Source organism: Caballeronia sp. INML2 (assembly GCF_023631365.1).
Classification (GTDB): Bacteria; Pseudomonadota; Gammaproteobacteria; order Burkholderiales; family Burkholderiaceae; genus Caballeronia; species Caballeronia turbans.
Genome location: NZ_JALQDH010000023.1, coordinates 230,611 through 251,624, shown reverse-complemented (window position 1 = coordinate 251,624; position 21,014 = coordinate 230,611). Strand labels below are relative to the sequence as shown.

18 protein-coding genes and 3 tRNA genes are annotated in these 21,014 nt (G+C 62.7%); 15 read left to right on the top strand and 6 right to left on the bottom strand.

The features are described from left to right. Window positions 1-83 precede the first annotated feature (83 nt). The 8 genes from lepA to nagZ all read left to right on the top strand — a co-directional run bounded on the left by lepA (window position 84) and on the right by nagZ (window position 8,214). Window positions 84-1,874 (top strand): translation elongation factor 4, encoded by a 1,791-nt coding sequence (gene lepA, locus NCT32_RS09630; RefSeq protein WP_061120545.1) that lies wholly within the window; start codon window positions 84-86, stop codon window positions 1,872-1,874. Between the two features lie 45 nt (window positions 1,875-1,919). Then, window positions 1,920-2,813: a signal peptidase I gene (lepB, locus tag NCT32_RS09625; RefSeq protein WP_061120546.1), complete on the top strand. Its 894-nt coding sequence runs from the start codon at window positions 1,920-1,922 to the stop codon at window positions 2,811-2,813. A 163-nt stretch (window positions 2,814-2,976) separates the two neighbouring features. Next, complete coding sequence (rnc, locus tag NCT32_RS09620; RefSeq protein ID WP_086961426.1) at window positions 2,977-4,101, top strand: ribonuclease III; 1,125 nt, start codon at window positions 2,977-2,979, stop codon at window positions 4,099-4,101. A gap of 59 nt (window positions 4,102-4,160) precedes the next feature. Beyond that, window positions 4,161-5,060 carry a GTPase Era gene (gene era, locus NCT32_RS09615; protein WP_250490121.1) on the top strand — a complete coding sequence of 300 codons (900 nt, stop codon included), beginning with the start codon at window positions 4,161-4,163 and terminating at the stop codon, window positions 5,058-5,060. A 3-nt stretch (window positions 5,061-5,063) separates the two neighbouring features. Continuing rightward, window positions 5,064-5,960 (top strand): DNA repair protein RecO, encoded by an 897-nt coding sequence (gene recO / locus NCT32_RS09610; protein ID WP_061120548.1) that lies wholly within the window; start codon window positions 5,064-5,066, stop codon window positions 5,958-5,960. Next, window positions 5,957-6,730 (top strand): pyridoxine 5'-phosphate synthase, encoded by a 774-nt coding sequence (pdxJ, locus tag NCT32_RS09605; RefSeq protein WP_061120549.1) that lies wholly within the window; start codon window positions 5,957-5,959, stop codon window positions 6,728-6,730. The genes recO and pdxJ overlap by 4 nt, the downstream gene beginning before the upstream one ends. Before the next feature lie 11 nt (window positions 6,731-6,741). Then, window positions 6,742-7,146, top strand: coding sequence for a holo-ACP synthase (gene acpS / locus NCT32_RS09600; protein ID WP_061120550.1), 405 nt, complete (start codon window positions 6,742-6,744; stop codon window positions 7,144-7,146). A gap of 39 nt (window positions 7,147-7,185) precedes the next feature. Then, complete coding sequence (gene nagZ, locus NCT32_RS09595; protein ID WP_250490120.1) at window positions 7,186-8,214, top strand: beta-N-acetylhexosaminidase; 1,029 nt, start codon at window positions 7,186-7,188, stop codon at window positions 8,212-8,214. A gap of 54 nt (window positions 8,215-8,268) precedes the next feature. Here nagZ and NCT32_RS09590 read toward each other — a convergent pair whose 3' ends face one another. The 4 genes from NCT32_RS09590 to earP form a co-directional block, all read right to left on the bottom strand. Next, entirely contained in the window at window positions 8,269-9,663 is a 1,395-nt protein-coding gene (locus tag NCT32_RS09590) for a sigma-54 dependent transcriptional regulator (RefSeq protein ID WP_061120552.1), read from the bottom strand. Window positions 9,664-9,820: 157 nt separating this feature from the next. Further along, the gene (locus NCT32_RS09585; protein ID WP_061120553.1) at window positions 9,821-10,171 is read right to left on the bottom strand and encodes a BON domain-containing protein; all 351 of its coding nucleotides are present in this window, start codon (window positions 10,169-10,171) and stop codon (window positions 9,821-9,823) included. Between the two features lie 265 nt (window positions 10,172-10,436). Further along, window positions 10,437-10,994: an elongation factor P gene (gene efp / locus NCT32_RS09580; protein ID WP_061120998.1), complete on the bottom strand. Its 558-nt coding sequence runs from the start codon at window positions 10,992-10,994 to the stop codon at window positions 10,437-10,439. 250 nt (window positions 10,995-11,244) lie between these two features. After that, the gene (earP, locus tag NCT32_RS09575; RefSeq protein WP_250490119.1) at window positions 11,245-12,402 is read right to left on the bottom strand and encodes an elongation factor P maturation arginine rhamnosyltransferase EarP; all 1,158 of its coding nucleotides are present in this window, start codon (window positions 12,400-12,402) and stop codon (window positions 11,245-11,247) included. A 1,131-nt stretch (window positions 12,403-13,533) separates the two neighbouring features. On the opposite strand from earP, the gene ltrA reads away from it, so the two are divergent. The 7 genes from ltrA to NCT32_RS09540 all read left to right on the top strand — a co-directional run bounded on the left by ltrA (window position 13,534) and on the right by NCT32_RS09540 (window position 19,445). After that, window positions 13,534-15,234 carry a group II intron reverse transcriptase/maturase gene (gene ltrA / locus NCT32_RS09570; protein ID WP_250490118.1) on the top strand — a complete coding sequence of 567 codons (1,701 nt, stop codon included), beginning with the start codon at window positions 13,534-13,536 and terminating at the stop codon, window positions 15,232-15,234. A 155-nt stretch (window positions 15,235-15,389) separates the two neighbouring features. Continuing rightward, on the top strand, window positions 15,390-17,585 hold the full coding sequence (gene uvrC, locus NCT32_RS09565) for an excinuclease ABC subunit UvrC (protein WP_250490117.1): 2,196 nt from the start codon (window positions 15,390-15,392) through the stop codon (window positions 17,583-17,585). Window positions 17,586-17,682: 97 nt separating this feature from the next. Further along, window positions 17,683-18,279, top strand: coding sequence for a CDP-diacylglycerol--glycerol-3-phosphate 3-phosphatidyltransferase (pgsA, locus tag NCT32_RS09560; protein ID WP_061120994.1), 597 nt, complete (start codon window positions 17,683-17,685; stop codon window positions 18,277-18,279). A 156-nt stretch (window positions 18,280-18,435) separates the two neighbouring features. Beyond that, a tRNA-Gly gene (locus NCT32_RS09555) sits at window positions 18,436-18,511 on the top strand. Window positions 18,512-18,597: 86 nt separating this feature from the next. Beyond that, window positions 18,598-18,673, top strand: a tRNA-Gly gene (locus NCT32_RS09550). A gap of 79 nt (window positions 18,674-18,752) precedes the next feature. Next, a tRNA-Cys gene (locus NCT32_RS09545) sits at window positions 18,753-18,826 on the top strand. A gap of 124 nt (window positions 18,827-18,950) precedes the next feature. Beyond that, window positions 18,951-19,445, top strand: a complete 495-nt coding sequence (locus tag NCT32_RS09540) for a GNAT family N-acetyltransferase (protein WP_250490116.1) — start codon at window positions 18,951-18,953, stop codon at window positions 19,443-19,445. On the opposite strand, the gene NCT32_RS09535 is transcribed toward NCT32_RS09540, so the two are convergent. Next, entirely contained in the window at window positions 19,440-20,318 is an 879-nt protein-coding gene (locus NCT32_RS09535) for a cytochrome c oxidase assembly protein (RefSeq protein ID WP_250490115.1), read from the bottom strand. The genes NCT32_RS09540 and NCT32_RS09535 overlap by 6 nt on opposite strands. 2 nt (window positions 20,319-20,320) lie before the next feature. After that, a complete protein-coding gene (locus NCT32_RS09530) occupies window positions 20,321-20,950 on the bottom strand; it encodes an SCO family protein (protein ID WP_250490114.1) in 630 nt (209 codons plus the stop codon). Window positions 20,951-21,014: the final 64 nt, after the last annotated feature.

Sequence of the window (21,014 nt, the reverse complement as noted above, 5' to 3'; positions counted from 1 at the left end):
AGAAGTTTTCCCCCAAATTTTCAAGGCGTGCTCCGCGTTGGTGAGGGCGCGCCTTTTTCGCTTTTTTTGGCTTGCGGCACTGAATGGATCATATTCGAAACTTCTCGATCATCGCGCACATCGACCACGGCAAGTCGACGCTCGCTGACCGCATCATCCAGTTGTGCGGCGGCTTGTCCGACCGTGAGATGGAAGCGCAGGTGCTCGATTCGATGGACCTCGAGCGCGAGCGCGGCATCACGATCAAGGCGCAGACCGCGGCGCTCACCTACAAGGCGCGTGACGGCAAGGTCTACAACCTGAACCTGATCGACACACCCGGGCACGTCGACTTCTCGTACGAAGTCAGCCGCTCGCTGTCCGCGTGCGAAGGCGCGCTCCTCGTGGTCGACGCGAGTCAGGGCGTCGAGGCGCAGACGGTGGCCAACTGCTACACCGCGATCGAGCTGGGCGTCGAAGTCGTTCCGGTGCTCAACAAGATCGACCTGCCGGCGGCGAATCCGGAAAACGCGATCGCCGAAATCGAGGACGTGATCGGCATCGACGCGACAGACGCCGTGCATTGCAGCGCGAAGACCGGTCTGGGCGTCGAGGACGTGCTCGAATCGCTGATCGCGAAAGTGCCGCCGCCGAAGGGCAATGTGGACGCGCCGCTGCAGGCGCTCATCATCGATTCGTGGTTCGACAACTACGTCGGCGTGGTGATGCTGGTGCGCATCGTCAACGGCACGCTGAAGCCGAAAGACAAGATCAAGATGATGGCGACCGGTGCGCAATACCCGGTCGAGCACGTCGGCGTATTCGCGCCGAAGTCGACGAACCTCGCGCAACTGTCGGCGGGGCAGGTGGGCTTCGTGATCGCGGGCATCAAGGAGCTGACGGCCGCAAAAGTGGGCGATACCGTCACCCTCTCGAATCGCGCCGCCGAAGCGCCGCTGCCGGGCTTCAAGGAAGTGAAGCCGCAGGTTTTCGCCGGTCTCTATCCGGTCGAGGCGAACCAGTACGACGCGCTGCGCGAATCGCTCGAAAAGCTGAAGTTGAACGACGCCTCGCTGCAATACGAGCCGGAAGTGTCGCAGGCGCTCGGCTTCGGTTTCCGCTGCGGCTTTCTCGGCCTGCTTCATATGGAAATCGTGCAGGAGCGGCTCGAGCGCGAGTTCGACATGGACCTCATCACCACGGCGCCGACGGTGATCTACGAGGTCGTGCAGCGCGACGGCACGACCATCTCCGTCGAGAACCCGGCGAAAATGCCGGAGCCGCCGAAGATCGAGGAAGTGCGCGAGCCGATCGTCACGGTGAACCTTTACATGCCGCAGGAATATGTCGGCTCGGTCATCACGCTGTGCACGGCCAAGCGCGGTTCGCAGGTCAACATGCAGTATCACGGCCGTCAGGTCCAACTGACGTACGAAATCCCGATGGCGGAAATCGTGCTGGACTTCTTCGACCGCCTGAAGTCGACATCGCGCGGCTATGCGTCGATGGATTACGAGTTCAAGGAGTATCGCGCGGCCGATGTCGTCAAGGTCGATATGCTCATCAACGGCGACAAGGTCGATGCGCTGTCGGTCATCGTGCACCGCTCGCAAAGCCAGCATCGCGGCCGCGAAGTGGCGTCGAAGATGCGCGAACTGATTCCGCGTCAGATGTACGACGTGGCGATTCAGGCGACCATCGGCTCGAACATCATCGCGCGCGAAAACATCAAGGCGCTGCGCAAAAACGTGCTCGCGAAGTGCTACGGCGGCGACATCACGCGCAAGAAGAAGCTGCTCGAAAAGCAGAAGGCCGGCAAGAAGCGCATGAAGCAGGTCGGCTCGGTCGAAATCCCGCAAGAGGCTTTCCTCGCGATTCTGCGCGTCGATGAATGATGCTGGCGCCGCGAGGCAAACAACGATAACAACCGGAAGCGATTGATGAATTTCGCATTGATTCTTTTGATGCTCGTCGTCTTGACGGGTATTGCATGGGTGCTCGACAAACTGGTGTTTCTGCCGCAACGGCGGCGCGCCGCCGAGGCCACAGTGGCGGAGTTCGACCGCCAGCAGGAGCGCGTAGGGGAACGGTTCGCTGATGAAAACGCCGCGCAGACGCGCGCCCGCCTGCGCGACGACAAGCTGCGTCAGCCGTGGTGGCTCGAATACACGGCGAGCTTCTTTCCGGTGATTCTTGCGGTGTTCGTGGTGCGCTCGTTCATCGTCGAGCCGTTCAAGATTCCGTCGGGCTCGATGGTTCCGACCTTGCTCGTCGGCGACTTCATCCTCGTGAACAAGTACGAGTACGGTCTGCGCATGCCGATCACCAACGCGAAGCTGACGAACGGCAGCCCGTTGAAGCGCGGCGATGTCGTGGTGTTCCGCTATCCGAAGGACGAATCGGTCGACTACATCAAGCGTGTCATCGGTCTGCCCGGCGACACGGTCGCGTATGAAGACAAGAAGCTCACGATCAACGGCAAGCCGGTGCCCGAAACGCCGCTGCCGGACTATTTCGATGACGAGCGCATCGGATACGCGAAGCAGTTCGAGGAAGACCTCGACGGCCGCAAGAACGCGATCCTGAACAATCCGCAAGTGCCGCCGTTTGTCGTCGGCGCGGACGACTTCCCGTTTCGCGACAACTGCAACTACAACGCGCAGGGCGTCACGTGCAAGGTGCCCCCGGGCAATTACTTCATGATGGGCGATAACCGCGACAACAGCGCGGACAGCCGCTACTGGGGATTCGTGCCGGACAACAACATCGTCGGGCGCGCGTTCTTCATCTGGATGAACTTCAGCAATCTGAAGCGCATCGGTTCGTTCCAGTGAAGCAAGTAACGCCGGTTGGTCTCCATCAGACGACCGGCGTTCGTCACGATTAAAACAAGCTTCGAAACGGCGTGAAGAAGCGCGGCTAACACCGTCTCGCCACGCGTTTTCCGGCGTCGGCCGGCGGAATCGTCCGCCCCCGCGCCCGCGTTATACTCTCTCCATGCCATCTTCTCCGTTGGAAAGCCGGCTGCGGTACGAATTTCGCAATGCGGAATTGCTGCGCCAGGCGATGACCCACCGCAGTCACAGCGCCACGCACAATGAACGGCTCGAATTTCTCGGCGATTCCGTTCTAAATTGCGTGGTGGCGGCGCTTTTGTTCCAACGATTCAGCAAACTCGATGAAGGCGACCTGTCGCGCGTGCGCGCGAATCTGGTCAAACAGCAGTCGCTTTACGAGATCGCGCAGGCGCTCAACGTGTCCGAAGGCCTGAGGCTCGGCGAAGGGGAACTGCGCAGTGGCGGTTTCCGCCGTCCGTCGATTCTGGCCGATACCCTCGAAGCCATCTTTGGCGCGATCTTCCTCGATGGCGGTTTCGACGCCGCATACACGGTCATCAAGCGGCTCTACACGCCGGTGCTCGATCACATCGATCCGCGCACCATTGGCAAGGATGCGAAGACGCTGCTGCAGGAGTATCTCCAGGGTCACAAGATCGCGCTGCCGACTTATACCGTGATCGCGACTCACGGCGCCGCGCACAATCAGCAGTTCGAAGTCGAATGTACGGTGCCGAAGCTCGACGTTAAGGTGTCGGGTTCCGGCGCGAGCCGCCGCGCCGCCGAACAGGCCGCCGCTAAAAAGGCGCTCGACGAAGTGGTGGCCGCCGCGCCGACGCTCGGCGTCAAGCCAAAGCGCAAGGGCGCGCGCGCCGCGAAGCAGGTCGAACCCGAAGTGGTCCCCGGCGTCACCGGCATTCAGACGGCACTCGATCTGCGTTCTCCCGACCGACGCGAGCGCCATCATGCTCAGCACGGCGCGCAAGCAGGCGCGCCGGAACGTCCGGCCACCGCGCCGCTCGCCGTGATCCGTGCGACGCATGTCGAGCCGTCCGCGGGCGCCTATGCCGCCGCCGACAAGCCCGACCGCGCCGTGATCCACAAGCCGGAGAAAGCGGCGAAAGGCGACACGATGCAGGCGTCCGAGCGAAGCGCCAACGCAGACAAGCCCGCGCCATCCGACGATCGCGACGACGAGCCCGCAGCCGACACCGAGACGCGCAACACCACGAGCCCGGATGTGATCGCGGGCCGCATCGTGCGTGCCGCCGACGCCGGCCACTGACGCGCGCCGCCGCGCACATCGCGCACACGCGCCCCAACGATTTCTTGCCGCACACATCTATGAACGCTCCTACTTCTTCCGGTTTCCGCTGCGGCATGGTCGCGATCGTCGGCCGTCCCAACGTCGGCAAGTCGACGCTGATGAACGCGCTCGTCGGTCAGAAGGTGAGCATCACCTCGCGCAAGGCGCAGACGACTCGTCATCGCATCACGGGCATCAATACGCTCGACGACGCGCAGTACATCTTCGTCGATACGCCCGGCTTCCAGACACGCCATAGCACCGCGCTCAACCGCTCGCTGAACCGTGCGGTGACGTCGACGCTGACTTCCGTCGATGCGATTCTCTTCGTGATCGAAGCGGGCCGCTTCGGTCCCGACGACCAGAAAGTGCTCGACCTGATCCCGGCCGGCACTCCCACGCTGCTGATCGCCAACAAGCTCGATCGCGTCGGCGACAAGGATGCGCTTTTTCCCTTCATGCAGCAGATGTCGGCGCTGCGCGAATTTCGCGAGATCGTGCCGCTGTCGGCCAAGCATCCTGAGGACATCAAGCGGCTTTTGTCCGTCGTGAAGCCCTATTTGCCGGAAGGCGAGCCGATCTACGGCGAGGACGATCTGACCGATCGCAGCGAGCGCTTCCTCGCGGCCGAAATCCTGCGCGAGAAAGTCTTTCGCTGGACCGGCGACGAGTTGCCGTACACGAGCACGGTGCTCATCGAAAAATTCGAGACCGAAGGGCGCCTGCGCCGCGTCTTCGCGACGATTCTCGTCGACCGCGACGGTCACAAGGCGATGATCATCGGCCAGAAGGGCGCGAAGCTGAAGCAGATCAGTACCGAAGCGCGACTCGACATGGAGAAGCTCTTCGATGGCCCCGTGTATCTCGAAACCTTCGTCAAGGTGAAGAGCGGCTGGGCGGACAACGAAGCCGGCCTGCGCGCATACGGCTACGAGTGATGCATGGACGACGGCTCGAACGACGCCCGGATGATTCCGCCCGCCGATGATCGTCCCGACGACGATTTCGACGCGGACGAGCGCCCGGCCACGCGCGCCGTGCCGAAGCGCAAGCGGGCGTCGCCGTCATCGTCGTCGTCCGTTACCGGGAGCGGCGAGAAGCGGCCACGCGCCGCACCGCGCTCCGACTTTCGTATCGCCGAGCAGCCGGGCTTCGTGCTGCACAGTTATCCGTATCGCGAGACGAGCCTCATCATCGACGTGTTTTCGCGCGATTTCGGCCGCGTCGCGCTCGTCGCGAAGGGCGCGAAGCGTCCCCATTCCGCGTTGCGCGGCGTGCTGCAGACGTTTCAGCCGTTGGGCCTGTCGTGGTCCGGCAAGGGCGAAGTCCGCACGCTGACGACCGCCGAATGGGTGGGCGGCATGCTGCCGCTGACCGGCGACGCGCTGCTCTGCGGCTTCTATGTGAACGAACTGCTCGTCAAGTTCTGCGCGCGCGAAGACGCGCATCCGGCGCTCTTCAACCACTACGTGCTGACGCTCTCGCGCCTCGCTCACGACGAGCCCGCCGTGCAGGTGTTGCGCTCGTTCGAGCGCGTGCTGCTGCGCGAAACCGGCTACGCGATGAATCTCACGCGCACCGTCACGCGCCAGCCGGTCGAGGCTGAAGGCCGCTACGTCTTCGATCCCGACCGCGGCGTGCGCGAAGCGTCGGACGACCTTCCCGCGCCCTGGCCGGTGATCTCGGGACAGACGCTCATCGACATGGAGCGCGACGATTACACCAGCCCGCAGACGGCCGCGCAGAGCAAAACACTGATGCGCTTCCTGCTGAACCACTACCTGGGCGGCGCGCCGCTCGCCACCCGTCAGATATTGATCGACCTGCAAAAACTATGAGCTTCTTTCTCTCATCGCCGGCGAGCGTGATCGATCTGGGCGTGAACATCGATCACGTCGCCACGTTGCGCAATGCGCGCGGCACGTCGTATCCCGATCCCATCCGCGCGGCGCTCGCCGCCGAAGAAGCGGGCGCGGACGCCATCACGCTGCACTTGCGCGAGGACCGTCGCCATATCGTCGATGCCGATGTGCGCACGCTGCGCCCGCTTTTGAAAACACGCATGAATCTCGAGTGCGCGGTGACGCGCGAGATGCTCGACATCGCGTGCGAGATCAAGCCGCACGATGTCTGCCTCGTGCCGGAAAAGCGCCAGGAAGTGACGACCGAAGGCGGCCTCGATGTCGCGGGCCGGTTCGAAGAAGTGAAGGCCGCGTGCAGGCAGCTCGCCGATGCGGGTGCGCGCGTATCGCTTTTCATCGATCCGGACGAGACGCAGATTCGCGCGGCACAGGAAGCGGGCGCGCCCGTGATCGAGTTGCACACGGGCCGTTACGCCGAGGCGCACGACGAAGCCGAACAGCAGCGCGAGTTCGAACGCGTCGCGTCGAGCGTCGATTTCGGCAACTCGCTCGGGCTCAAGGTGAACGCGGGCCACGGACTGCACTACACGAATGTCCAGGCGATCGCCGCGCTGCCGGGCATCGTCGAGTTGAATATCGGGCACGCGATCGTCGCGCACTCGATTTTCGCGGGCTGGGAGAACGCCGTGCGCGAGATGAAGGCGATCATGGTCGCGTCGCGCCTCGCGTCGATCCACACTCGCTGAGCGCGCACGTCATGGCCATCTACGGAATCGGCACGGACGTCGTGCAGGTGAGCCGCGTCGCGGCGGTGATGAAGCGCACGAAGGGGCGGTTTGCCGAAAAGGTGCTCGGCCCCGACGAGTTGCGCATCTATCACGCGCGCAACGCGCGCTCGGAAGTGCGCGGGCTCGCGTTTCTCGCGACGCGCTTTTCGGCGAAGGAAGCGTTCTCGAAGGCGATCGGCCTCGGCATGCGCTGGCCGATGACCTGGCGCGCGCTGCAGACGCTCAACGAGCCGAGCGGCAAGCCGATGATCGCCGCCTCCGGCGAACTGGCCGAGTGGCTCGCGCAACGCGGCATCACGGCGAAGATCACGGTCAGCGACGAGCGCGATTACGCGGTGTCGTTCGTCATTGCGGAAGTGCCCGATCAGGTCTGAGTTCAATCCAACCAACACACAACAATCCAATTGAATCCGATGAAACGCACTCCCGGGCCCGTCATGTTCGACGTCGCCGGCACGACGCTGAACGACGCGGATATCGAGCGCCTCACGCATCCGATGACGGGCGGCATCATTCTGTTCGCGCGACATTTCGAAAACCGCGCGCAGCTCGTCGCGCTGACGGATGCGATCCGCGCGGTACGCGACGATATCCTGATCGCTGTCGATCACGAGGGCGGGCGCGTGCAGCGCTTTCGCACGGACGGCTTCACCGCGCTGCCCGCGCCGGGCAAGCTCGGCGAGCTTTGGGACCGCGACGTACTGGCCGCGACGAAAACCGCGACCGCGTTCGGCTACGTGCTCGCGGCGGAGTTGCGCGCGTGCGGCATCGACATGAGCTTTACGCCGGTGCTCGATCTGAATTACGGACAGTCCAAAGTCATCGGCGATCGCGCGCTGCATAGCGATCCGCGCGTCGTGACGATGCTCGCGAAGAGCCTGAATCACGGCCTCGCGCTCGCCGGCATGGCGAATTGCGGCAAGCACTTTCCGGGTCACGGTTTCGCTGAAGCCGATTCGCACGTCGCGCTGCCGACCGACGATCGCCCGCTCGAAGAAATCCTCGACGCCGACGTGCGCCCGTATGACTGGCTCGGCATGTCGCTGTCATCGGTGATTCCGGCGCACGTCATCTACACGCAGGTCGACGATAAACCCGCTGGCTTCTCGCGCATCTGGCTGCAGGACATCCTGCGCGGCAAGCTTGGCTTCACCGGCACGATCTTCAGCGACGATCTGTCGATGGAAGCCGCCCGCGCGGGCGGCACGCTCACCGAAGCGGCAACCGCCGCGCTGAGCGCGGGCTGCGACATGGTGCTGATCTGCAATCAGCCGGAGGAGGCGGGCAAGGTGCTGGAACAGTTGCGCTATACGCCGCCGAAGGCATCCGAACAGCGCCTGAGGCAGATGCGTCCGCGCGGCAAGGCGTTGCGCTGGAGCAAGCTGCAGGCGCAGGCCGACTATCAGGCAGCGCGCTCGCTCGTCAAAGAGACGCTCGGCTAAAACTAAAACGCCACGACCTGAATCGTGGCGCTTTGCTTCTGGCGCCGTCGTGAATCACGACGATTCCAGCTTCATCCGCTGGAGCTTGTTGTAGAGCGTCTTCGGGCTGATGCCGAGCAGCGTCGCCGCGCGATGGCGCGTGCCGCCGACCGCTTCGAGCGTCGCGCGGATCAGCATGTCCTCGACGTCCGCGAGTGCCGTGCCGACCGTCACCTGCACGCTGCTGCCGTTCAGGCCGCGTCCGCCGAGACCGCCCGGCTCATCGACGCGCAGCGTTTCGATCGTCTCGCCTGACGCGTGATACGCGCGCCGCACGCGCTCGCGCATTTCGCGCACGTTGCCCGGCCATTCGCTCGCGATGCACTCTCGAATGAAAGCCGGACTGATCCGCTTCGGCGACCCGCTCGTGATCCCGGCGATGTGGTTCTCGCGGTTCAGTTCATCGACGAGCGTCTCCGCGATGAGTGCGATGTCGTCGTCGCGATCGCGCAACGGCGGCAGCACGATCGACGACGCCGACAGCCGCTGAAACAGATCCTCGCGCATTGCGCCGCTCGCGACCGCCTCGCGCATCGGCAAGCGGGAGGCGGCGATCAGCCGGAAGTCCGTCATGATGCGGTTGCTGCCGCCCACGCGCATGAACGTCTGCGAATCGAGCGCGCGCAAGAGCGCTTCCTGCTGCGCGGCCGGCAGCGAATCGATCTGATCGAGGAAAAGCGTGCCGCCGCCCGCCTGTTCGAGCAGGCCCGGCTCGCGGTTCTCCGCGCCGGCGAATGCGTTGCGTTCGTGGCCGAAGAGGACGCTTTCCATCGAACGCTGCGAGCCGTCGCCGTTGCGGCTCGCGGAGCAGTCGAAGGTGACGAACGGGCCTTTGCGCCGGCGGCTCAATTGATGGATCGTGCGTGCGGCGATCTTCTTGCCGGTGCCCGGCTCGCCGCAGATCAGCACGGCGGCTTCCGTCGGCGCAGTGTGCTCGATCAGATCGTAGACGTGCTGCATCGCGGCGCTGCGGCCGATCATGTCGCCGAAGTGGCCCAGCTCGCGCAGCGTCGAGCGCAGCGACTGGACTTCCTCCGTGAGCTCGTACGGCCTCGGAATGCGCGCGAGCAGGCTGCGCAAGCGCGGAATGTTCACCGGTTTGAGCAGGTAGTCCCAAATGCCGTGCCGCAGGCCTTCGATTGCGCTTTCGACCGTCGCGTTGCCGGTCATCACGATGACGGGCAGTGCGCCATCGGGCGGTTGCGACGGCAAGCTCGGCAGGAGGTCGAGGCCGGAGCCGTCCGGAAGATTCAGGTCGATCAGCACGACATCCGGGATGAAGCGGGTCAGCGCGGAGCGCGCTTCGGCGAGCGTCGTGGCGGTATCGACGGAAAAGCCGTCTGCCGTGAGGATCGCGGACAGGCCGGAGAGGCTATTGGGATCGTCTTCGACAATCAGTGCGTGTGGCATGGCGAACCAACGTATCAAAGTGGACTGTAGTGCGCCGTCTCCGCGTAGGATCCGGCGAGTCGTGGGCGGGCAACGGCGCCTCGTTCCGGCGTCTGGCGCGTAGCCCGCTGCGGTTTTCGTCCTGCGTTACTCGTTCTTCATCTCGTGTGCGAGCGCGTCATTGCGACCTGAGATGCAATTCGTTGCTGACGGATTGCACGCCCGGTACGCCTCGCGTCACGGCGAGCGCTTTCTGAATCTGTACCTCCGAATCCACATACCCCGACAACTGCACGACGCCGCGATACGTCGCGACGCTCATCGGCAAGACTTTCAGTTCCGGGTCCGCGACGAGCGCGGCTTTCACACGAGCGGCAAGCGCAGCGTCGTCGGTGATGATCTCGCTGGCCCCGTTCGTGTTCGCTGATGTCGCCGGGCTGGACTTGCAGCCGGCGGTGAAAGCGAACGCGGGCAATGCGAGCGCCGCGACGACCAGAAACCGGCTTCGGATGAAAGGCGTGCTTGGCATGTCGGTTCTGAAATCTGGATTTGCACGATCGAGCAGAAATCGTGCCACGCAGTTATTTTTTCCGATGGAAGCGCTTCCCGCAGACCTTTCGCGGATGTTTCATTTGATCGCAATCGAGCCTAAACGGGGCGCGACCGGTAAAGTTTGCCTGAATTTGTCAAAAAATTCATGCAAAAGAAAAAGCGCCCGCGATGGGGCGCTTTTTTGCTGCTGGGCGGCGATGCGTTTTTGCAGCCGCTCAGCTAACGATGCAGTTGCGCGAGGCTTACGCGCGGCTGCGGTATTCGTTCGTGCGGGTGTCGATTTCGATCTTGTCGCCGATGTTGCAGAAGAGCGGCACTTGCAGCTCGAAACCGGTGTTCAGCTTGGCGTTCTTCAGGACCTTGCCCGACGACGTGTCGCCCTTGACGGCCGGTTCGGTGTAGACGATTTCGCGAACCAGCGTGGTCGGCAGTTCGACCGAGATGGCCTTCTCGTTGTAGAACACGACTTCGCACGCCATGCCGTCTTCGAGGTAGTTGAGCGCGTCGCCCATCATTTCGGCTTCGACTTCGAACTGGTTGTAGTCAGCGTCCATGAAGACGTACATCGGGTCCGCGAAGTACGAGTACGTCACTTCCTTGCGGTCGAGCACGACGACGTCGAATTTGTCGTCCGCCTTGTAGACGGTTTCCATGCCGGCTGCCGTCAGCAGGTTCTTGAACTTCATCTTCACGACCGCGGCGTTGCGGCCCGATTTGTTGTACTCGGCGCGCTGCACGACCATGGCATCGTTGCCGATCATGACGACGTTGCCGACGCGGAGTTCTTGTGCGGTCTTCATAAAACTAGGTCCTGTACGAAAGGATTTGGCTTGAATGCCTGGAATGAATCGATCGGACGGCGGCGCTGCCGGTATTTTGCCGCCGCCGTGCGAGAGTTCTGCTAACGAGGGAGGGACCTTGCGTTTGAGCCGGCCCATGCGGCGAAATGCTGGAACTGCGACCTGCTTCCTCGGATAACCGCTTATTTTAACTGAGTTTTTGCTTATTTGGCCAGTCGCATGGCGCGCCTTGGAACGCGCGACGCGATGCTCATCGCACGAGGCGCGACGCAACATGTGCGACGAGATTGCCCGCCAGATCGCCGACGCCCGCCAGCTCCTTCGCCCAACGCGCCGCGCACGTCTCCAGCTTCGCTCGATGACGCCAGAAATCGGCCCAGTCCGGCACGCCCGCGCCGTTCCACGCGTGCCAGAAACGCGCGACGGCGTCGCGCGCGGACGGGTCGAGCGTGCGCGTGTAATGCGCGAGGGCGGCGTCGAGCTTCGGCACGTGGGCGTCGTCGGCTTGCGGGTAGATATGCCAGACGAACGGCTTGTTCGCCCATTGGGCACGCACGAAGGAATCCTCGCCTCGCACGAAGTTGATGTCGGCGGCCCAGAGCAGTTCGTCGAAGCGAGGCTGCTCGACGAAGCCGAGCGCGTGCGCCCGCAGCGCGCCCGCGCGCGCCGACATGCCGGCCGCGAACCTGGGCAGGCCGAAAAACCGCGCGAGTGCGCCGGAAATGCGGCCTTCAGGCACGAGCAGCACGACTGGCGCATCGCCGTCGCGCCATTGCGCGAGAAGCGCGTCGACCGCCGGATTTTCATAGGCGAAGAGGGACACGACCGTCTCACCGTCGCCCGGCCGCTCGACGTCGACTCGCTCGCGCCACCAGGCATCGGCATCGAACTGATCGCGGCGCGTATCGAGATCGCGCTCCTTCAGCACGCCGCCCGTGCCCTTGCCGAGGCCCGGGAAAAAGAAGCTCTTGTCGAGCGGATAGCGCGGGTGCGGAGACGGCCGCAGGTGGAAATCCGCGACCCAGTCCTCGCCGCTCAGGTATTCGAGATTGATCCAGACGGGCTTCGGGTCGCGGCGCGCCATCGCGGCGATGTACGCGTGCGGCAGCTCGCACGCGAACGCCTCGATCACGACATCCGGAATGGCGAGCGTGTCGCCCGCGTGCGATGGATCGCGCCAGTGCTCGATCGTGACCCCCATCGCATCCTGACGCGAAAGTGTTGCGTCGACCTCCGGGCAGAGCGCATGAAAGACCTGCAGATCGTCGACGCAAAGACGCACGCGCCAGCCGTGCTCCGCGTGCAACTGGCGCGCGAGACGCCAGCAGACGCCGATGTCGCCGAAATTGTCGACCACCGCGCAGAAGATGTCGCAGGCGAGTTCCGGGGCGGCGGGATGGGTAGTCATGAGGACGAAGGCGCGCGGCGTAATGTTCTAAACTGGCGATTCTAGTGCGACACGCACGCTCGTGTCCGTGGGCCTCGCGTTAAGAGGCATCGACTAGAGGGATATCGCCTGAGACTTCGGTTTTGGTCGCTCTACCCTCCGCAGGCGGCCCCCTTGTGGGCCGCGCCCTTGTAGTAGGGGTGGTTTCGGCCACTCCTGGATGGAACGAACCGCGGTGCAGCTTGGCCGTGAAACGTGTTGCATTAGTCTGGTTATCACCAGATTCCGCCCAGTCAGCGGCTTCACTTCCGCTGACAAAGCGGAGTGTTGTTTGCAGCGTTCGCCGCCTAGTGTGGTGAACCCGCTACACGATACGAGCGAAAGCTCGGGATGTCATTGTTCGGCCCGACCTGCAGTTTGGGGGAGGGCAGTGAACCTGCTGTACGACCAGCAGTAGCCTACGAGGACATGCGTCACTGGCAACGGTGGGGTGTGAAGCTCCTCGGACAATGTAGCCCCCGGAGGTATCGGGCGGACCGTTCCCGTGAGGGGATTGTTCGGAGACTCCCAGCAGCGAGGGGGTCGAGGAGCTAGGCTGGCTGATAAGGTTAATGTAAGTGAACTGCTGATAAACCTCGTTACCAGTGAGGAGCCAAAGCTGCTTGAAACATCGGGCTCTAACCAAAACGGTACGTGGTCGGATAGCCCACTTAGAATTTGGGCTACGTCGTTACAGCACCACCGGGGGATAGGCAGAACCTACGTCAGTCGTGTGACATGCCGGGAACGTGGTAAGCCCGTATGGTCGCCAGCGCTGTACGGCTGGCAGACGGACCGTAAGGAACGTTGTTGATCATGCGGGTATGGGAGGACGGAAAAAGCGAATGCCGGGCTGTAATGGCACGGATAGGGGTTGAGACATTATCCCACGCGAAAGCGGGCAGACTTCCGTCTGGTCTACCGTCGCAAGGCGGCTGACTACCCTCTGTAACTTGGTCAGGTACGGGTGCATGCGCCCGTACTGAGGTGTTTGTCCGAGATAGGGGCGCACGCGCTCCTATTGAGGTGTCTGTTGTTCCCTAGAGGGGTGTGTCTGCCCCTCTGGGGAGATGCGCCTTCTGCCTGGGGACTTTTTCCAAGTAGGAGAGCAGCATGAAAGTATCTGGTCGAAAGACCGGATCTGCGCTTTCCCACGCGCCTGTCAACTGGAATGCCGTCAATTGGCGGAAAGTTGAGCGGAACGTGAGAGGGATGCAGATTCGAATTGCGAAGGCGACGCGGGAAGGTGACTGGCGCAGGGTGAAAGCCCTGCAACGGATGCTGACTCGCACGTTGTCCGCGAAGCTGTATGCGATACGACGTGTTACGCAGAACCAGGGTGCGCGAACGGCTGGAGTCGATTGCGAACTGTGGGACTCGCCTGAGAGCCGGTGGGAAGCCATCGGCAGGTTGAAGCGGCGCGGATATAAGCCTTTGCCATTACGGAGAGTTTTTATCCCCAAGGCCAATGGAAAGGAGCGTCCTTTGGGCATTCCGACCATGCGGGACAGGGCGATGCAAGCCTTATATCTGCTGGCTTTGGAGCCGGTAGCAGAGTCGACGAGCGACCCGAACTCGTATGGGTTCCGGATCAATCGTTCAACGGCTGACGCTATGGGTCAGGTACGAGCTTGCACGTCCCGGAGGAATTCGTCCCGATGGGTACTGGAAGCGGATATCAAAGGCTGCTTTGACCACATCAACCACGATTGGCTGGAAAACCATGTCCCCATGGACAGGGAAATTCTCCGAAAGTGGTTGAAGGCTGGCCTGATTTACAAGGGGCAGCTACAGGCGACTGAGGCCGGTACGCCGCAGGGAGGCATCATCTCCCCGACGCTGGCAAACGTGACGCTGAACGGGCTGGAGCGTGAACTGATTGCGCACCTCGGTGCGAAATTCGGGATCGCAAAGGCAAAGAAGCTGAAAGTGAATGTGGTGCGATACGCGGATGACTTCGTGATCACCGGCGACTCGAAAGAGATTCTGGAAAACGAGGTCAGGCCTTGGGTGGAAGCATTCCTTGCTGTTCGAGGCCTGCAACTGTCAGAGGCAAAAACGCGGATCACCCACATTGATGAAGGCTTCGATTTCCTTGGGTGGAATTTCCGGAAGTACTCGGGAAAGCTGCTCATCAAGCCGAGCAAGAAAAACGCGCAAGCGTTTTATCGCAAGGTGGCGGAAACGATCAGCGGCAACAAAACGGTAAAGCAGGAGGTTCTGGTCCAACTGCTGAACCCGATGTTGCGCGGATGGGCGCAGTATCACCATCCGGTCTCGGCCAAGCAGACGTACAGCCGGATGGAGCATCTGATTTTTCGGAAGCTCTGGCGGTGGTCGAAGCGGAGGCATCCGCAGAAGAGCGCTGTATGGGTGAAGCAGAAGTACTTTCACTCTGTCGGTGCCCGGAATTGGGTGTTTGCCGTTCGCACGGAGCGCGAGGACGGCAGTTGGGGGCTGAATGAGTTGTACCAGCTTAGCGGTACAGCTATCAAATGGCACACGAGGATCAAGGGCGAGTTCAATCCTTTTGATCCGAAGTGGGAGCAGTATGGCGAGACCTTGCGGCAGGGGCGCATGTGGGAACAGATGCGTTACCGAAAGCAGTGGGCCGCGCTATATCTGTCACAAGGCGGGCTATGCGCGCATTGTGGCTGTGCCTTGACGGACGAAACGGGTTGGCACGACCATCATCTGGAATATCGGATGCATGGCGGCACCGACGCCTTGTCCAACCGGGCGCTGCTTCACCCGCACTGCCACCGGCAAGTGCACGCTGGAAAACTAGTTGTAACTAAGCCGGTTCTGTCGTAGACAGAACTTTGTTTGTAGATTTGAGCCGTATGCGGGGAAACTCGCACGTTCGGTTCTCGGGGGGCCCGGCTTTCGCAAGAAAGTCGGGCTACCCGACAGATAACGCGCCCGGCACGGCTCACCGCCGTGCCTATGCTTTTCCGCCCCCTTGCTGCATGACTGACACCGACGCCCCCCAACCGGATTTCGACCCGAAAAAGACGCTCGCCCAACTGCCGCATCTGCCCGGCGTGTACCGCTATTACGACGGCGATGGCAACGTGCTCTACGTCGGCAAGGCGCGCAATCTGAAAAAGCGCGTGTCGAGCTACTTCACGAAGACGCTGCATTCGCCGCGCATCGCGATGATGGTGACGCGCATCCGCAAGATCGAGACGACTGTCACGCGTTCGGAAGCGGAAGCGCTGCTGCTCGAGAACAATCTCATCAAGGCGCTCGCGCCGCGCTACAACATTCTTTTTCGCGACGACAAGTCGTATCCGTTCCTCAAGCTCACGGGCCACACGTTTCCGCGCATGGCCTACTACCGCGGCGCGGTCGACAAGAAAAACCAGTACTTCGGCCCGTTTCCGAGCGCGTGGGCGGTGCGCGAGAGCATCCAGATCCTGCAGCGCGTATTCCAGCTGCGCACCTGCGAGGACTCGGTCTTCAGCAACCGCACGCGGCCGTGCCTCCTGCATCAGATCGGGCGCTGCACGGCGCCGTGCACGGGGCTCATCACGGAAGAGGATTACGCCCGCGACGTGTCGAACGCATCGCGCTTCTTGCTCGGGCGGCAGGGCGAAGTGATGAAGGAACTGGAACAGAAGATGCACGCGTTCGCCGCCGATCTGAAGTTCGAGCAGGCCGCGGCGGTGCGCAATCAGATGAGCTCGCTGTCGACCGTGCTTCATCAGCAGGCGATCGAAGTCGGCGGCGAGAGCGACGTCGATATCCTCGCGGTCGTCGCGCTCGGCGGCAAGGTCTGCGTGAATCTCGCGATGGTGCGCGGCGGGCGGCATCTCGGCGACAAGGCGTATTTTCCGGCGCACGTCGAAAGCGCGATGGCGCTGGACGATGAAGACGATCTGCCCGAGCTTGCCGACGCTGCGGAAGCGGCCCCCGCCACGCCCGCCGACGCAGCGCCCGCCGATGTCGAAGCAATCGTGCAGGCAGCCGAACAGGATGCGCGGGCCGCCGAATCGTTCACGCAGACGAGCCTCGAGACGGTGCAAGCCGCATTGGAATCTGAAGCTGAAGCTGAAGCTGAAGCCGAAGCCGAAGCCGAAGCCGAAGCCGAATCTGAGCCTGAACCGCGCGAAGGCGCGCTCGAATCCGAGGTGCTCGAAGCCTTCATGGCGCAGCATTACATCGGCAATCGCGTGCCGCCGGTGCTCGTCGTGAGTCATGCGCCGTCGAGCCGCGAGCTCGTCGATCTGCTGATGGAGCAGGCGGGCCACAAGGTCACGCTGCTGCGTCAGCCGCAGGGACAGAAGCGCGCGTGGCTCTCCATGGCCGAAAACAATGCAAAGCTCGCGCTCGCGCGTCTTCTGTCGGAGCAGGGGTCGCAGCAGGCGCGCACGCGCTCGCTTGCCCAGACGCTTTCCATGGAGATGGACGATCTCGCGCAACTGCGCATCGAGTGCTTCGACATCAGTCATACGATGGGCGAGGCGACGCAGGCGTCGTGCGTCGTGTATCACCATCACAAGATGCAGTCGGGCGAATACCGGCGCTACAACATCAACGGCATCACGCCCGGCGACGACTACGCCGCGATGCGCCAGGTGCTCACGCGCCGCTACGAGAAGATGGTCGCGCAGGCCGCCGCGAATGCAAACGACGAAGCGACGACCCTGCAACCCGACGATGCCGCCGACCCCAACGTCACGCCCGATGCCGCCGAACCCGTGGCTGCGGGCGGCACGCTGCCCAACATCGTGCTGATCGACGGCGGAAAAGGGCAGGTCGAGATCGCGCGGCAAGTTTTCTCGGAGCTCGGGCTGGATCACGGCATGCTGGTCGGTGTCGCGAAAGGGGAAGGGCGCAAGGTGGGCCTCGAAACGCTGGTGTTCGCCGATGGCCGTGCTCCGCTCGAGCTCGGCAAGGAAAGCGCGGCGCTGATGCTCGTCGCGCAGATCCGCGACGAGGCGCACCGCTTCGCCATCACCGGCATGCGCGCGAAGCGGGCGAAAGCGCGTCAGACATCGCGGTTGGAAGAACTGGAGGGCGTCGGTGCGAAACGGCGTCAGCGGCTGCTTTCGCGATTCGGCGGATTGCGCGGCGTGCAGGCGGCGAGCGTCGAAGACCTGGCGAGCGTCGAAGGCATTTCGCTGGCGCTGGCACAGCAGATTTATCGTCAGTTGCATTGAGCCGCAAGCGCCTGCCGCACGGCGTGCCGCCTTGTGAGCGCGGGGTCGACGCGGCACAATGTCGGCTTCCTTACACGTCCCTCAACCGCTTTCGCCCATGCCGTTCAATCTACCGATCTTCCTGACGTGGCTGCGAATCGTGCTGATTCCACTCGTGGTGGGCGTGTTCTATTTGCCGGACATGATGATGAGCCCGGAGCATCGCAACCTGCTCGGCATGATCATTTTCGTACTCGCGGCGCTCACCGACTGGTTCGACGGCTTTCTTGCGCGCAAGCTCAATCAGACGTCTTCGTTCGGCGCGTTCCTCGATCCGGTCGCCGACAAGCTGATGGTCACCGCCGCGCTGCTCGTGCTCGTGCAGTTGTCGCGGCTGAATGCGGTGATCGCGCTCATCATCGTCGGCCGCGAGATCACGATTTCCGCGCTGCGCGAATGGATGGCGCAGATCGGCGCATCGAAGAGCGTTGCGGTGAATCAGCTCGGCAAGTTCAAGACCGTATGCCAGATGGTCGCCATTCCGATGCTGCTGTTTTACGGGCCGCTGAAGATCGCCGGCACGCCCTGGATCATCGACACGCGCGTGTGGGGCTTGTGGCTCATCTACGTCGCGGCGTTTCTCACCGTCTGGTCGATGCTCTACTACATGAAGCTCGCGTGGCCTCAGATTCGTGAGCGCGGCGGCATGCTGTGAGGGATCGTAGCGATCATTGCAAAAAATTGCGTCGAACCCATAAATTCCTCTCACAAAACAGTTGACAGCCCTCTTTGGCTTCTACATAATCTCGTTTCTCTGATGCACGGCGCGACGCAACAAGCGAAGCGAGAGCAAAGGAGAGCAGTAGTCAATGCGGGAGTAGCTCAGTTGGTAGAGCGCAACCTTGCCAAGGTTGAGGTCGCGAGTTCGAGACTCGTCTCCCGCTCCAGATTTTGAAAGTTTCGATGTCATCGGCGCTGAATTGGCAAGCGCAGCGAGGCGTCGGAAACTGGCAGTTTAGCGTTGCAGGATAGTGCGGGAGTAGCTCAGTTGGTAGAGCGCAACCTTGCCAAGGTTGAGGTCGCGAGTTCGAGACTCGTCTCCCGCTCCAGTCAAAGGGGAAGCCAAGCTTCCCTTTTTGTTTGGTGGCACAGCCGGCATGATCGCCGGCATGCACCAAAACCGCTTTTGGCGCGGTAGCAAAGCGGTTATGCAGCGGCCTGCAAAGCCGTTTAGACCGGTTCGACTCCGGTCCGCGCCTCCACTTGAAAAGCCCTGATCCGTCAGGGCTTTTTTCTTTTCGGCCCGCCGGTATTCAGCCGATTCTGCGTCCCGCCCGTCGCGGCACGACACGGCATAATTGCCATACTTCCGCCACACGAACGCCAATGACCGATCCACTCTCTCAACTCGAATGGCGCTGGAAGCGCTTCGACGACCTGACGACCGCCGAGGTCTACGACATGCTCGCCGCGCGTAGCGCCGTGTTCGTCGTCGAGCAGAATTGCGTGTATGGCGACATCGACGGACTCGATCTCGATGCGTGGCACCTCCTCGCATACGGCAAGGCCGACGAGCGTCCCGCACTCGCGGGCTATCTGCGCGTGCTGTTGCCGGGCCGTCCAGACGAAAGCGAGAAGCACGTGCGCATCGGCCGGGTGCTGACGACCGCCAGGTTTCGCAAGATGAAGCTCGGCAACACGATGCTCGAGCGCGCGCTCGAGCACATCCTGAAGCAATGGCCCGATCAGCCGATCAGCCTGCACGCGCAAGCGCATTTGCAACGCTTCTACGGCGCGTTCGGCTTCGTGCCGTCGTCGGGGCTGCATGATGAAGACGGCATTCCGCACGTATGGATGCGCCGTCCTGGCTTCGAATCATGATGTCGTGGCCTTCGGGCCGGTGAGCGGCGCGCCCGCGCCGCGTCCGACACGTTCCTTCCTTAGCCGCGAGCGCGCCGACAGCCGCAGCCAGTGACGCAGCGCGATCAGTGCGCCGATGACGCTCATCATCGATCCCGGAATCCATAGCAAGAGCCCGCCGATCTGCTGATCGCGCATCGGCGTGATCCATGTGAACGCGCGGCCGCAGATGGAGTAGATCGGATACAACTCGTGCGGCGTGAAGAAGATATAAGCGCCGAGGATAATCTGCGGCGGAATGGCGGCGATCACGACGAGTATGCGTCTGCCGGGCGCGAGCCGCGCGGGCGGCGCCGGACGCGGATCGAGAATCAGCCACCAGAAGAGCAGACCGTCGATCACCATGCTCCAGTTCATCACGCGGTAGAGCCGGTAATCGAGCATCGCCTTGAAGTGGATCGGTGAAAGCAGCCAGAAGTAGATCAGCCCGACGAACAGCGCGACCGCGATCGCGGGATTGAACACGATATCGAAGAACATGCGCGCGGCTCGGGTCTGCGCTGCCGGGCGCAGCCAGCGTTGCCGCCAGGCGAACGGAACGCCCGCGCGCAATGCCGCACCGGGATACGACAGAGCGATCAGGAACGGCCCGAGATGATGCAGCACCAGATGCTGCATCCGATGCATGAAGAATTCATGCTCGAAGAAGTAGTCGAGCCGCGTGTGGAGCGCGACATAGAGCGCGATCAGGCCGAACCAGAACGCAATGCGACGCGAGATCGACACGCGCGCGTGCCGCGCGCCGCGCGCGAACAGCATCCCCGCGACGAGCACGGCGATCACGACCGTCGGTGACGGCTCCCACGGATCGAGCCAATACAAAAGCGTGGTCATCGTCAGGCGTCCTTCGCGTGAATCACGCGCTTCAGATCGTTCGCGATGGCGTCGATGGAATCGTGGTCGGTCGCGAGCAGGCGCGCGTGGCCGGCGGCATCGAAGATATAGACGGCCGAGCTATGCGTGACTTCGTATTCGCCGTTCGGGTCGCGCTTTTCCATCTGATACGCGATGCGATAACGCTGCGCGACCGATTCGATCGCGCGTTCGGTGCCTGTCAGACCGACGGCATGCCTGTCGTCGAAGGCGCGCACGTAGGAGCGCAGGAGTGCGGGCGTATCGCGCGCCGGATCGACCGAGACGAACACGATGCGCGTGTTGTCCGCGTCCGCGCCCACGCGCTGGAGCACCTGCATGAGGCGCGCCATGGTTTCGGGGCAGACGTCGGGGCAATGCGTGTAGCCGAAATAGACGAGCGTCGTTTTGCCCGCGAAGGACTGTCCGGTGACGGGCGCGCCGGCATCGTCGACGAGCGAGAAGTCCAGGTCCGGCAAATGACCCGCTACATCGGTCAGATGCCACGGCTCGGCGGGCTTCGAGCAGGCGGCGAGCGCACACAGCGAAAGAAGGGCGATGAGGCGCCGGGGCCGCGTGAACCGTGCGGAAGGATGGAGGAACGAAGCGTGCATCGGAAAGTGCGTTGCAGGATGATTCGGTATGAACTCCTGTCGCAAAATACACGCCTTTCGCGGC